The organism is Granulicella sp. L46 (assembly GCF_009765785.1).
GTDB lineage: Bacteria > Acidobacteriota > Terriglobia > Terriglobales > Acidobacteriaceae > Granulicella.
Genome location: NZ_LMUT01000016.1, coordinates 35,084 through 48,759, shown reverse-complemented (window position 1 = coordinate 48,759; position 13,676 = coordinate 35,084). Strand labels below are relative to the sequence as shown.

The window sequence follows — 13,676 nt, the reverse complement described above, 5'->3', positions numbered from 1 at the left end:
GGTGACGGTTTATGCGAAGAAGACGCTAGGGAAATTTCGATACAAACCAAGCGGCTGTGGCAGCACGCCAAGCATATGGAGCAACTAGCGGAGGCCGGAAAGGACAACGCCGCCGCCGCAGACGCGGACTCTGTCAAGAAAGCACCGTACTGATGGCCATTACTGAGCGCGCATGGATCTTTGAAGAACTTAGCTTTCGTCACGGACCGTTGCCGTTCGTAGAGGACGACATGGCGCAAAATGCCAAAACTCTAACCGCGGATTTTTGAACTCCGCAACGCCGTAAAGTCAGCAGCCAAGAATTCTCAATGTCGCTGTTCGGCTCCATGCAGTCAAGAGTCTCAATCTTCTTCCGCCAGAGCCGTCCTATAAGGGTGCTCCCCAAGCACAGGTACTAGCTGGTGATGGCGTCATGCAAATGCCCGTGGCAGCAACAACGGTCCCAACCGGGTTTGTTGTGGAATTTGAGAACGGCGGACATTTCCTGACTCGGCAAGATGCGCTCAACGTCAATCGTGGAGAGGTCGAGCTAGTCGTCTACGGGAAGGTCGAGTATCAGGCTCTCCAAGAAAAGCACGTTAATCCGTTCTGCTACGTCTGGTACAGGGATAGAGGCGTAGATGGAGACAATGGACGATTCCTTAAGGGCGGACCGGTCAAATACAACTCGCACTCATAGAGGGAACAAGAGTCCCCAAAGCCTTTCTGCATCGGTTTCACGCATCGACTTGTGCCAAGTTCGAGCGATCTGCGAAGTAGCCATGCGTGAGTACGGCGTACCAGCACGGATCAGGACTGACAACGGTGCACCGTTCGCGGGAACAGGCTTGCTGAGGCTGTCGGAACTCTCGCTCGGGTGGATGAATTGGGATTGTGCATGGGACGATACAAGCGGGCAGACCGCAACAAAACGGTCGCCACGAGCGGATGCATCGCACGCTGAAAGAAGACACGACGAACCCACCTGCGGCATCCCTTCGAGCACAACAGAGTCGCTTCGATCGTTTTCGTCACGTGTTCAACGTTGAACGTCCCCCCGAGGCAATGAACAACCAGGTCCCAGCAAGCCCCTACCACCCAAGCTCCATCAGACTGCCGCGGAAGTTGCCGGAATTCAATTACCCGAAAGGCATTCTATTGCGACGGGTGAACAACAGTGGAGACATCAGTTGGCATTAAGACGAGAATATTCATCAGCGAGGTATTCCGCTTCGAAGAGCTGACTTTTGATTTAGTAACACCAGGATTTTACAGAGTCTTCTTTCGAGACATGGAGATCGAAGAACTCAATGTGGAAGAGCTTCGTTTAAGGCTGCAAGGCGAGTAGTCTAGGTTGCCGCCTAATAAATCATTTCGCCGCCGACAACTTTGTAGCGTCACCGGACTGACGGTCGTGCTTGCTCAAACCAGATGGCCAGCGCGTTGACGAGGCAGCCATGGACGGTTTGTAGTCATTTTTAGAACCGTTCGCACTGCAGAACATGAGGACCGCCTGTTCGGCGATGGCGTCTCTCAACTTCGGTGTAACGGCCCTTTTACGAAAAAACAGGTGTGGGCAAACCATCGGCAGAGCAATTGCAGACACCAACATGGCCCATAGTAGATCGCGATCTTTAGTGTGAACTATTCCGGACGAAACGGCGGCCGCTAGTATTGGCGAGCATGCAAGCCTGAACGGCGTGACCAATTTTTTCGAAAGCAATCCCGAACGCTCTCCGCTCAAACCCGCTTCTTGGAGCAAGAACAGGGGAAACTCAGGGATTTCAAAACTAATCTGCGCAAACAACTCTACAAACTCCTTGAACGCCAGATCAGGTGAATGAACAGAAAGCTCAGTCAGCGCCTTCATCTTTTCCAGGTGAGCGGCCTGCCGCCCGGAGAGGTCATCTATCACCGCAAGCCATAGCATCGACTTGGATCCGAATAGACGCGCGACCAGCGCCATATCGACCTGCGCCTCTGAGGCAAGCAAACGGAGCGATGTCCCTTCATACCCTTTCTTAGAAAAGACAGAGAGTGCAGCTTTCAGCAGGGCTCGACGCCCTGACGGTTCCGAATTTGGGCGGCGACCACGAACCACTGCTTTCTCCGCTCCGACATGGATCAACCCCGTTCAACACGTCTGTGTAGGTAAAACTGACACCAAGCTTCATATCTCTAGCATATATCATCAAGTGATGACATATGCTATCCTAGCGGTCTTCAAGAACTGAGCAAACCTGGAGATTCAATGCGATGACGAGTGGCGAATGGTGTTCAAAGGTCCGGCAGGAGCTGCTGAGAAGTGCTTCTCTCACACTAGCGGTCGTGGGACTGGATCCTGCGCCAAAGACTCGAGCCTTGCTCTTCCCTGCCCAGCTTCGAATTGTGCGTGCAGGTTTTGCGCTGTCCATACTGCTTGGCTCTTTGGTAACTGCGCCTTTAAGCATTCCCTGTTTAGCGCAAGCGGGCGCTATTCCAAGTTCAGGACGCCCCTGGATGGATACAAGTCTTCCCCTGGAGCGGCGCGTAGACGGGTTGATTGGCCAGATGACCCTCGAAGAGAAAGTCGAGCAGATGCGCGATCATGCGCCCGCCATCCCTAGACTTGGCGTGCCCAAATACGACTGGTGGAACGAAAGTCTCCACGGCGTGGCGTTTGCCGGCTATGCAACCAACTTTCCGCAGGTGATCGGTATGGCGGCTACGTGGGACGCGGCTCTTGTCCACCGCATGGGTGAGACGATATCTACCGAAGCGCGAGCGAAGTACAACCAGGCCATGCGTGACAACGATCACGAAGCATTCTTTGGACTTACCTTCTGGGCGCCTAACATCAACATCTTTCGCGACCCGCGCTGGGGTCGCGGCCAGGAGACTTACGGCGAAGACCCATTCCTAACTGCCCGCATGGGTGTCGCCTTTGTGACCGGCATGCAGGGTGACGATTCAAACCATCTCAAGCTTGTTTCCACGCCCAAGCACTATGCCGTTCATAGCGGCCCCGAGTCTACGCGCCATCAAGTGAACGTGGATGTCTCTAGTCACGATCTCGAGGACACCTATCTACCGGCCTTTCGCGCCGCTGTGCTGGAGGGCCATGCGCAATCAGTCATGTGCGCCTACAACTCCATCGATGACGCACCGGCATGCGCCAACACTATGCTGCTGAAAGATCACCTTCGCGGGGCCTGGCACTTTGACGGATACGTGGTGAGCGACTGCGCCGCTGTTGCAGATGTCAACACAGGCCACCACTACGCGCCCGACATGGCGCACGCTGCGGCTGCTGCGGTGAGAGCTGGAACCGATCTCGAGTGCGGCTTCGCGGAGGGCCAGGCATTCCCGGCTCTGGTAGATGCCGTTCATCAAGGCCTCATCACCGAAGCTGAACTGGACACGTCGCTCAAGCGCCTGTTCAGCGCACGCTTTCGTTTAGGTATGTTCGACCCGCCGGACAGCTACGCCTACGGGCGTATCCCCTTTGGCGAGGTCAACTCGCAAGCGCATCGGCAGATCTCGCTTCAGGCCGCGCGTGAAGCCATGACACTGCTTAAGAATGACGGCACTTTACCGTTGAAACGCAACATCGCGAACATCGCCGTTGTAGGCCCGACGGCCGAATTGGTGCAGTCGCTTCAAGGTAACTACAACGGTCCACCGCCTCATCCGGTGTACCCCTTCGACGGCATCGTGAGCCACTTTTCGGATGCTCACGTCAGCTATGCGATGGGATCGAGCCTGGCACAAGGCTTTGCCATGCCGATCGCTCACAGCGCTTTACACCCTGCAGCCGACAGCGCGGAGTTCGGGCTGCGGGGAGAGTACTTCAAATCCAAGGACTTCAGTGCAATCCCCGTGCTCGTGCGTACGGACCGAAACATCAACTTCAACTGGGATAAGGTTGTGCCCGTCACAGGCTTACAGCGTAACGATTATTCGGTACGTTGGAGCGGTGTCTTTGTGCCACCCGCCGCAGGCGATTACAAGCTTGGTGTGCGGATTAATTATTGCTACGCTTGCGAAAACGCTGAAAGCTTCCGCCTTTACCTCGACGACAAGTTACTAGTGCAAAACAGCCCAGGCAATACGAGTTCGCTCGACGCGCCCATTCACTTCGACAGCACGAAGCCTCACGCCATCCGCCTCGAGTACCTCCATGGCAGCGGCAGCGCGGGTATCGACCTGACTTGGCAGGCGCCTGAGCAGGTTCTGCGCGACGAAGCGGTCGCGAAGGCTCGCCAAGCAGACGTCATCGTGGCCTGCCTAGGACTGTCGCCGTCACTTGAAGGCGAAGAGATGCCAGTGAAACTAAACGGCTTTGCCGGTGGAGACAGGACCGCCATCGATCTGCCCGTTGCACAGGAGGACCTGCTTAAGGCGCTTGTCGGCACTGGCAAGCCAGTCGTTGTGGTCCTTGAAAACGGTTCAGCCTTGGCCGTGAACTTTGCTGCTGGGCATGCCGCGGCCATCCTCGAGGCCTGGTACCCCGGCGAAGAAGGCGGCAATGCGATCGCTGAAACTCTTGCAGGAAGCAATAACCCAGCAGGACGACTCCCGATTACGTTTTACCGCTCGCTTTCGCAGTTGCCGGCGTTTGAGGACTACAACATGTCGGGCCGGACCTACCGCTACATGTCGACCAAACCGCTGTTCCCGTTCGGCTTTGGGCTCAGCTACAGCAGCTATGCCTACAGCGGCATCAAGGTAAATGCCGCGCATGTAAACGCCGGTGAACCGGTGCAGGTCGAGGTTGACGTCAGGAATGTTGGCCGGCTGGATGGCGATGAGGTAGCCGAGCTTTATCTCTCACAACCCAAAACCAGCATCTCACCATACCTGATACTTGCCGGCTTTAGGAGGATTCATCTCAAGGCCGGCGACTCTACCCACCTTTCGTTTACTTTGGACCCCCGCACCATGAGCGAGGTCGATGCTGAAGGTGTCCGCTCGATCATGGAAGGCGGTTACACCATCAGTGTAGGCGGTGCACAGCCAACTGCGGACAATAACCAGAGTATGAAATTCGAGGTGCAAGGTCATAAGATCCTGCCGCGCTAGCGATTTTCCTTATGGGTCATCCGAAAACGTCGAGGTCGTCTCCATGAGGGGATGCCGAGGTAAACCCCCAGCCGCAAATATCTAGGGTACCTGCAAGTTTGAGTGGTATGTAGAAAAGTTGATCGCGCTGGACGAATTGAACAGGAGCTGAGCACTACGGGAGAGTGGGAGCGATGGCGAATGGTGAAGTCACATCGATGACGCGGCGGGATTTGTTAAGAGGTGCTTCGGCGACAGCTGCAGTATTGGGATTGGGCATGCTGGCGGTTGAGGCATAAGATAGGGCTGGAGAAACAGTAAAGTCGAAGGCATTTCCGAAGAACTTTTTGTGGGGAGCCGCGACGGCCGGTTACCAGGTGGAAGGCAATAGCATCAACACCGACCTCTGGCTGATGGAGCACCTGCCGGGATCGATTTTCAAGGAGACTTCCGGCGACGCATCCGATCACTACCATCTGTATCCCAAGGATATTTCGATGCTGGCCGACTTGGGGTTCACCACCTATCGGTTTTCGATCGAGTGGTCGCGCATTGAACCGGAGGAGGGGGCGTTTTCGAATGCCGAGCTGGAATATTACCGGCACCTGCTGGCGACCTCTCATGAGCAAGGTCTGACTTCACTGGTGACCTATTAGCACTTTGCGCTACCGCGATGGTTTGCGTTGAAGGTTGGGTGGGAGCGGGCGGACGCGGCGTACCGGTTCGCCCGCTACTCCGAGCGAGCGACGCGGCACCTGGGGGACATGGTCGGGTATGCTTCAACGTTGAACGAGCCGGACTTGCCACAGTTGCTGGACTGGGTGCCTATGCCGGGGGTCCAGGGGGCATGAGCGTTACGGGCATGGTGCAGGACGCGTTGGAAAGAGGACGCAAGGCAGCGAACGCGCCAGAGTTTTCTAATTTTTTTCACTGGCGATGCCGAAAGAAACCATGATGGCTTGTTGGCTTCGCATACCAAAGGAATGGAAGCGATGAAGGCGGTGAGGCCTGATATGCCAGTGGGGTTCAACCTAGCCATGCAGGACGATCAGCCCGCTCCGGAGGATACGCGCCGCGATGAACCCGGCTGTGCAGATCGGCAAGCCAACCCTCCAGCCCGGCTTCATACTCCTGCCATGTCACCCCATCCACGCCGGGAGCAGCCTTGCGCTTCAGAGAACCGAAGCTGTCCCTTAGCAGATCGACCGTAACGTGGTGGAGCGGTGAACCTTATCTCCGTGCGTTCCCTCGCAACTTTCCGCACACCCGCCAGGACGACAAGTCCGTCATGTCGCAGATTCGCGGGTCCACTCACGAAGTCCAGCGCCCCGTCTTCTACGCCATCACCATCATCATCACGCCGTAGCTCCCCATCTTCACGTTGCAGTCGGTAGAAGGCCGTCTGTTCAAGCCCGTGGCCTGGACCGTCGCGTTTGCCCCACTCTGTTCCCTGATCCTTTCCACGGGGCTCGCTCCGGTTCTTGCCAGCTTCCTCTTCCCCAACGGCGCCACCGAATGGGAAAACCCCACACATGCTCATCGCCAAGGAGTCTCTCGAACTCGCCATCGGCAGCCTCAAGGACTTCGGCCACGAAGTCGACATCGCTAACGACCGCTTCAAAGCCGGCGACCTCGGCAAGTTGGACTTCGAACGCCTCGACCTCCAGCTCGGCGACTACGAATCCGACGAATCCAACGACATCATCACGCTCCGCCAGGCCAGCGACCAGCTCCAGGCCGTCATCGGCATAGAATTCCCGACCGAGGACTTCGACATCACCGGCAACATCATCCCGCCCCTCGTCACCCAGACCAAGGATCAACTCGTCCAGGCCGCGCTCACCGATCGCCCCTATTACGCCGCGGCCCACTTCGGCGTCGCGGCAGCAGATGCCAGCTCCTGCCTTGCCATCGTCAATGGCACCGGCGATCCCACCCTCGAAGCCGAATACGACCGCTTTGGAACCTACAGCTCCGCCGGCTTCTCCCTCAACATTCCCATCCGCATCTTCGATCGCAACCAGGGCAACAAAGCCACCGGCCGCTTCCAGGCCGACGCCTCCCGCCTCACGGAAACCGCCGCCCGCTACCAGGTCATCTCCGACGTCGATCAGGCCTGGGTCGGCTACGTCCAGGTCAGGCGCCTCTCCGATTCACTACAACAATCACTACCTCAACGAATCCAAAGACGTCCTCTCCATCGCCCAATACGCCTTTCTGCACGGAGGCAGCGCGCTCATCGACTACCTCGACACCCTCAGCGACGCCCGCTCCGCCACCCTCGACGCCCTCAACGCCTACCAGCAAACCTGGCTCGCCATCCACTCGCTCAGCGCCGCTTCCGCCACCGAATTGGTCCCGTGATATCCACCCAAACCCTTCGATTGATTGGCTTGTATACCCCCTTTCGCATCTGGTTGGGTCCAGATCCCTCGTCCGCTACTATTTTTGTCAGATGTATGCGCTTACATTTATGATCGAAACCGCGGAGACCAACTTCCTTGCTCCCAGATAGCCACGGCTTCACGACGACCGCGGACCCCACCCCGCGCAGGGCAATCAAATGCGTCGCGCCCGCCCGCGTCAATCTACTCGGCGAACACACCGATTACACCGGCGGCCTCGTTCTCCCGATGGCAATTCCCTTCGTCACACAAGCCACCATCTCCCCGCGCGAAGATGGCCTCTACACCTTTACCAGCGAGCTTCTCAGCAAGACCCTGACTCTCGACCACACCGACCGTTCTCCCGCGCGTGGCGAGTGGAGCGACTATCCCGTAGGCGTACTCCGTAAACTGCAGGAGCGCGGCATCGAGCCTCAATCGTTCGACCTGCACATCACCGGCAACGTCCCCTTCGCCGCCGGCCTCAGCTCCTCCGCCTCCATGGAAGTCGCCAGCGCCATGGCCATGCTCGCGCTCGCCACGGTTCTGCTCACCATCGAAGACATCGCCCTCCTCTGCCAGCGCGCCGAAAACGAGTATGTCGAATCCCCCTGCGGCATCATGGACCAGTTCGTTATCGTCGCCGCCAAAGCCGGCCACGCCCTGCTTCTCGATACACGCTCTCTCACCTACGACCACCTGCCCATGAACAAGGGCCGTCTCGCCGAGACCCAGATCGTCGTCTGCAACTCCATGGTGAAACACTCTGTCGCCACCGGCGAATATGGAATGCGCCGCATCGAGTCCGAAGAAGGACAAGCAATCCTCGTCAAAAAATTTGGCGTATGCGATCTCGGAGATTCAACCTTGCAACAACTTGAATCCGCGAAGTCTGAAATGTCCGATGCAGCCTTCCGTCGCTGCCGCCACATCATCTCCGACAACGCCCGCGTTCGTCAGGCCAAGCAGGCCATGTTCGCCGGCCATCCCGTAGCCTTCGGCCAACTCATGTTGGAAGGACACGCCAGCGAACGCGACGACTTCGAATGCAGTTGTGAAGAGATCGATTTCCTCGTCGAAATTGCCACCACCTTACCTGGCTGCTTCGGAGCGCGCCTCACCGGCGGAGGCTTCGGCGGCAGCACCGTCAACCTCGTCGAACGCACCCAGGCCGACGCCTTCGCAACAGCCCTCAAGGCTGCGTACAAAAAGCGCTTCGACATCGCGGCCGAAGCCTACGTCTGCGACGCCGTCGACGGCGCCATGCTACGCAACGCGGATGTCCTGCAGGTCGAAAGATGATCGAGCAGGTATTCCTCGAGTCACCCCATCGTCGCTGGAATCCGCTCAAGCGCGAGTGGGTTGTGGTCTCTCCACATCGCACCCAGCGCCCCTGGCAGGGCCAGACCGAAGACACCGCCCAGCCTCCCTCGCTCGCGTACGATCCCGCCTGCTACCTTTGCCCCGGCAACACCCGCGCCGGCGGCCATCACACCCCCGCCTACACCGGCACCTACGTCTTCGAAAATGACTTTGCCGCACTCAAACCCAACGTTCCGCAAGCCAATCTCGACGTCGACGACGCCAGACTCCTCCGTGCCTCCACCGAGCGCGGCATCTGTCGCGTCCTCTGCTTCGATCCCCGCCACGATCTCACGCTCGCCACCATGAGCGTCGAAGCCATCCGTCGCGTCGTCGAGATGTGGGCCGAGCAAGCCTCCGAACTCGGCACCCTCCCTGAAATCCAGTACGTCCAGATCTTCGAAAATCGCGGCGCCATGATGGGAGCCAGCAACCCCCATCCCCACGGCCAGATCTGGGCCACCGAGCACATCCCCAACGAGCCCGCACTCGAACTCGCCGCGCAGGTCTCCTACTTCACCGAGCACCACAAGCAACTCCTCTCCACCTATCTAGCCCTCGAGCTGGCGCAGCAGGACCGAATCGTAGCGGAGAACGAAACCTGGGCCGCGCTAGTACCCTTCTGGGCTGTCTGGCCCTTCGAACTCCTCCTCCTCCCCAAACAAAACGTAGCGCGCATCGAAGACCTCACCGCCTCCCAGCGCGAAGGCCTCGCCGACCTGCTCAAGCAAGTCACCAGCGCTTACAACCGCGTCTTCGACACTCCCTTCCCTTACTCCATGGGCCTCCATCCCGCGCCCGCCGATAACCATCCTCACCCCGAGTGGCTCCTCCATCTGCACTTCTACCCGCCGCTTCTCCGCTCTGCAACCGTGCGAAAATTCATGGTAGGCTTCGAACTCCTCGGCTCACCCCAGCGCGACATCACTCCCGAATCCGCAGCAGCGACACTTCGCCAATCTCTAATCTGATTCTCTAATCTCTGGAGCTTTTATGAATGTCCTAGTCACCGGCGGCGCCGGCTACGTCGGCGGAACCGTCGCGACCATCCTCATGCAGCAGGGCCACCAGGTCACCATCCTTGACAACCTCTGCCACAGCAAGCGCCATGAGGTCCCGCCGGCGCCACCTTCGTTGAAGCCGACATTGCCGACCGCCCCCGCGTCGAGTCGCTCCTCCGCGAGCTCGAGCCCGACGGCGTCCTCCACTTCGCCGCTCTTATTGAATCCGGCGAGTCCATGCAGAAGCCCGAGCTCTACTTCCGCAATAACACCGCCTAGACCCTCTCGCTCCTCGAGGCCATGCTCGCTACCGGCGTCAACAGGCTCGTCTTCTCCTCCACCGCCGCCGTTTACGGCGAACCCGAAGTCACCCCCATCGAGGAGTCCGCGAAACTCGCTCCCACCAACCCGTACGGCGAATCCAAACTTCTCGTCGAGCACATGCTCCGCTGGTTCAACCAGATTCACGGCTTTCGCTACGCCTCACTGCGCTACTTCAACGTAGCCGGAGCCCTCCCCAACCGCGGCGAAGCGCACGAGCCCGAGTCCCACATCATCCCTCTCATCTTGGATGTTGCTTTGGGACGTCGCCAGAGTATTTCCATCTTCGGCGAAGACTACGACACCCCCGACGGCACCTGCATCCGCGACTACATTCACGTCGCCGACCTCGCCGACGCCCACATCCTCGCCCTCAACGCCCTCGCCACCCGCGACAAGATGATCTAAAACCTCGGCAACGGCAGCGGCTTCTCCGTCAAGCAAGTCATCGGGGCCGCTCGCCGCGTAACGGGCCATCCGATCCCCGCAGAAATCAAACCCCGCCGACCGGCGATCCCGCGCGCCTCGTAGCCAGCTCCGAACAAGCCAAGACCAACTTAGGCTGGCAACCCAAACACCCCGAGCTAGACGACATCCTAAGCAGCGCCTGGACGTGGCACCAACAGCGCTACACCCGCTAGCAACTCGCGAGAATGTGTTTAGGAACTTGACAAGATGTCCTGTATCTAAACACGTCCTACGGCTGCGCAATCCGAATGACCTCGCCCGCACCCCGAAGCGAATACTCCACACCCTCAGCAGGCAGCACCAGAACCCTCCAGGGATCAAGCCCAACTCACTCCTTGGCACCCTCCACCGACACACCTTCACCCAACGCAAACAACATTTGCATCTTCCCACTCAACCCCAACGCCACGCCCGCGCGAGTCGAAGCAGCCGTCCGCCATCCGCCGCTGCGTGAGCGTAGGCGATGTTGGCGTCGTCGTTTAGGTGCCAGCAATTGCCGGGCCGGAATTCAGTAACGCGGAACGCTCCGACAAGGGCGTCAAAATCGGCGGACGGCCAGAGTGCTGCCTATCGGTGGGCATGAAGGTTTTCCACTCGAGGCCAGGTTGCGACGGGTTGCGGGTTTTGGCGAAGTTGAGCCATGCTGTCGAAACCTTGTCCTGCAAGACGTAGCCCTGTGGACCGTCTCCGGTCGCGAGGCGTAGTTGCGGCTCGGTGAGGTTGTGAAAGACAAAAGCGATCTCAGAGGTATGGTGCGAGGTGATGCCGCCATTCATAGGGCACTCATACGCGAAGATATAGTGATACACGGGATCCGTCCCGCCCTGGGATTTCGCGGCAAGTGCGTTGGTGTGGAAGGGAGCGAAGTACAGAACGTCCTGAACCTTATTGCGCGGAAGCGGTCCTTAAACGCGGACTTCTGGTCACCGTACGCTGCCGTGAGGTGTCCGTCTACCTGCTGAGGAGTCCACTCGTTCTTGCCGGGGCCCTGCTGCAGGAGATTGCTGGCGAATTCGCTGAAAGACGCTGCCAGACATCTGTGGAATGCTGGAGGACCAGTCGCAAAAGGCTCGCATGATTATAGATGTCGTCCACGATGGGGTTCCACCCGTGGGACGGGTACGCAAGGCGCGCCGTGAGATGCGCCTGGTCATTTCCCACCCAGAGCTTCGCGCCCAGTTCGCCATGCGGGAGATCGATCCGACTAAGAATGATTATGCCGATCTGTGGAATGAAGAACTACCGCGCTCATGGGAGATACAGTTACCTTACTACCACTAATGTGCTCGTGAGCATTTGCCTTCCAATGGCCGTTCATGTCGACTGTGGCCCCTCCGAAGGTGATTCCGGTCTTGCTATCCGCTGACGGGGCAGTCAGTCGCAGGGCCGAGACGCTGGCAAGCCCGAGCTGTGAGAGATCGACAGGTACATCCCGCCTGCGTTCCCTGTTCACCACAACGACGGAGCGGGGCTTTCCACCGGTTCCCAGGGCGTAGGCAGTTAGATCGACACCGCTGGTATCGACTTCGATGGGCAGAGCTTCCTGACCTCCAGACATGGCATTAGCAAACGCTAGCATTCCGTAATAAGGAATGCCAGCACTGTTCACACCGTTGCCGTTGTCCTGAATTGGGGAGTAGGAACTGATGAAGCCCAGTTGATTGACTCCCGTCTCGATGTTCACGCCGGCACACCCGCAGTGAGCCAGCAACAGCATGAAATCCAGCGTCCATAGAGCGCCGATGAAGGTCCCGCTGACGCCCGGAAGGCCGCCACCGGAGAATGAATTGGTCTCGCACATACGCCATGGAATGCCGTTCTTCTGAGAGGCTATACGAAGACGCATGAGAACATCCTTGAGTCGCGGATCGGGGACAAGCAACTGCTCCGCCGATCCGCGTTTCTGACCGTTGCGATAGTAGTGGGTGGTCAGAAGGTGCACATCGCCCTTTGCGTCCTGAGCCATCCGCTCCACCCACTCCACAGAGCTGGCTGTATCGGGGGCGGCGAAACGAATGCCGGGTACAGCCTTCAGGATTGCGGCATGCCATTCGCTGTATTCTTTGCGATATGTCTCATAATCGTAGGGAGACTTTCGAAATCGCGTTTGGCCACGACCGTAATTTTCGACTTCATTGCCAATCTCCAAGGCCAGCAATTGCGACCCGAGAACGGCCGACACGGCGCTCGCCTCCGCAACAGCATCCTGCAGGCTGCCTTTTGCGAAGTTGACGCTCCAGATCGCGGTCCAGCCGATCTTTCTCAGAAACGCAGCAAACTGTTCCAGGCTTTCGCGGGTTATCACCGTGTCCTGGCGCTCGGCCAGAATCTTTCCGTTAGGCTCATACCGGGTATAGTCCGACACGATGCCCCCGGCACGAAGCACGCCTCTCGCTCCGAGGCCTTTGATAAGCTCCACGTATCGATGGTTCTGCGCGCTCAGCAAGCCGACAGTTGCGACCGAGGACATCTCATATCCGAGGCCCATGAAGTTGGCTGGAACGTTGATAGGCGTGGCATTGCCCAATTCTAGGGTGAGAACAGCATCTGCTTGAGGGAGGGCGAGGGTTCCGGGTTGCAGCGCCAGGCCGGCGGAAAGTTTCAGCGCGTTTCCAAGAAGAAGACGGCGAGTCAGCATGTATGCTCTCCTTCGTTGGTGTAAACCAGGCGCGCAGCCAATTCTCGGACGACTCGCTGTTTCAAAGGGACCAGGGGTGCAGAACGCCAAATTGGATTCATGGCGCAATGCCGAAGACGAATGTTGTTGTTGCCCGGCGTACGCGCTCTGACGCTGATGAGTCTAGCGCCATAGGTGATCACCCTGGCTTCCAGCGCTCCGCTGGTCAGAGTGATGACCTCAACGACGCGACCATCCGGCGTTCTGCCAAATTCCGCGTCGAGACCAGCGGACGCGGGGCCGGGGAGATCGTCCGACCGAGATTGTGCGGCGGTTTGAGGTGAGCCGTATCTAGGTCTACCAAGTGCGTGGCCGGATGCAAGCGACGGGAGAGCGGAATAGTCTTCGGATCGTATCTGAAAAGTACGCGTGAGCTGCATGGGTTTGGCAGCCTGCGTGCTTCCTGACAGCGGAAGCATCCAGACGCAGGTAGCCAGAACCGCC

Annotated in this window: 11 protein-coding genes and 2 pseudogenes; 10 read left to right on the top strand and 3 right to left on the bottom strand. The window is 58.4% G+C overall.

The features are described from left to right. Nucleotides 1-927 precede the first annotated feature (927 nt). Nucleotides 928-1,179, top strand: coding sequence for a hypothetical protein (locus GSQ80_RS23465; protein WP_254059734.1), 252 nt, complete (start codon nt 928-930; stop codon nt 1,177-1,179). A 169-nt stretch (nt 1,180-1,348) separates the two neighbouring features. On the opposite strand, the gene GSQ80_RS17395 is transcribed toward GSQ80_RS23465, so the two are convergent. After that, nucleotides 1,349-2,080, bottom strand: a complete 732-nt coding sequence (locus tag GSQ80_RS17395) for a TetR/AcrR family transcriptional regulator (protein WP_158788941.1) — start codon at nt 2,078-2,080, stop codon at nt 1,349-1,351. 398 nt (nt 2,081-2,478) lie between these two features. On the opposite strand from GSQ80_RS17395, the gene GSQ80_RS17390 reads away from it, so the two are divergent. The 9 genes and pseudogenes from GSQ80_RS17390 to galE all read left to right on the top strand — a co-directional run bounded on the left by GSQ80_RS17390 (nt 2,479) and on the right by galE (nt 10,728). Further along, nucleotides 2,479-5,040 carry a glycoside hydrolase family 3 C-terminal domain-containing protein gene (locus tag GSQ80_RS17390; RefSeq protein WP_254059733.1) on the top strand — a complete coding sequence of 854 codons (2,562 nt, stop codon included), beginning with the start codon at nt 2,479-2,481 and terminating at the stop codon, nt 5,038-5,040. 173 nt (nt 5,041-5,213) lie between these two features. Then, the gene (locus GSQ80_RS23975; protein WP_158788939.1) at nt 5,214-5,318 is read left to right on the top strand and encodes a twin-arginine translocation signal domain-containing protein; all 105 of its coding nucleotides are present in this window, start codon (nt 5,214-5,216) and stop codon (nt 5,316-5,318) included. Nucleotides 5,319-5,354: 36 nt separating this feature from the next. Then, nucleotides 5,355-5,675, top strand: a pseudogene (locus tag GSQ80_RS17380) (family 1 glycosylhydrolase); the annotation flags it as partial. Nucleotides 5,676-6,184: 509 nt separating this feature from the next. Further along, nucleotides 6,185-6,385: a hypothetical protein gene (locus GSQ80_RS23460; RefSeq protein ID WP_254059732.1), complete on the top strand. Its 201-nt coding sequence runs from the start codon at nt 6,185-6,187 to the stop codon at nt 6,383-6,385. Nucleotides 6,386-6,391: 6 nt separating this feature from the next. Further along, nucleotides 6,392-6,628 carry a hypothetical protein gene (locus GSQ80_RS23780; protein WP_305794648.1) on the top strand — a complete coding sequence of 79 codons (237 nt, stop codon included), beginning with the start codon at nt 6,392-6,394 and terminating at the stop codon, nt 6,626-6,628. Continuing rightward, a complete protein-coding gene (locus tag GSQ80_RS17370; RefSeq protein ID WP_254059731.1) occupies nt 6,552-7,496 on the top strand; it encodes a TolC family protein in 945 nt (314 codons plus the stop codon). Before GSQ80_RS23780 ends, GSQ80_RS17370 begins: the two co-directional genes overlap by 77 nt. A 24-nt stretch (nt 7,497-7,520) precedes the next feature. Further along, entirely contained in the window at nt 7,521-8,705 is a 1,185-nt protein-coding gene (gene galK, locus GSQ80_RS17365; protein ID WP_254059730.1) for a galactokinase, read from the top strand. Then, the gene (locus GSQ80_RS17360; RefSeq protein ID WP_158788937.1) at nt 8,702-9,736 is read left to right on the top strand and encodes a UDP-glucose--hexose-1-phosphate uridylyltransferase; all 1,035 of its coding nucleotides are present in this window, start codon (nt 8,702-8,704) and stop codon (nt 9,734-9,736) included. Before galK ends, GSQ80_RS17360 begins: the two co-directional genes overlap by 4 nt. Before the next feature lie 22 nt (nt 9,737-9,758). Continuing rightward, a pseudogene (gene galE / locus GSQ80_RS17355) lies at nt 9,759-10,728 on the top strand (UDP-glucose 4-epimerase GalE). A gap of 306 nt (nt 10,729-11,034) precedes the next feature. On the opposite strand, the gene GSQ80_RS17350 reads toward galE, so the two are convergent. Then, nucleotides 11,035-11,427 (bottom strand): carboxylesterase family protein, encoded by a 393-nt coding sequence (locus GSQ80_RS17350; protein WP_158789187.1) that lies wholly within the window; start codon nt 11,425-11,427, stop codon nt 11,035-11,037. A 332-nt stretch (nt 11,428-11,759) separates the two neighbouring features. Beyond that, complete coding sequence (locus tag GSQ80_RS17345; RefSeq protein WP_158788936.1) at nt 11,760-13,193, bottom strand: glycosyl hydrolase family 79 C-terminal domain-containing protein; 1,434 nt, start codon at nt 13,191-13,193, stop codon at nt 11,760-11,762. Nucleotides 13,194-13,676: the final 483 nt, after the last annotated feature.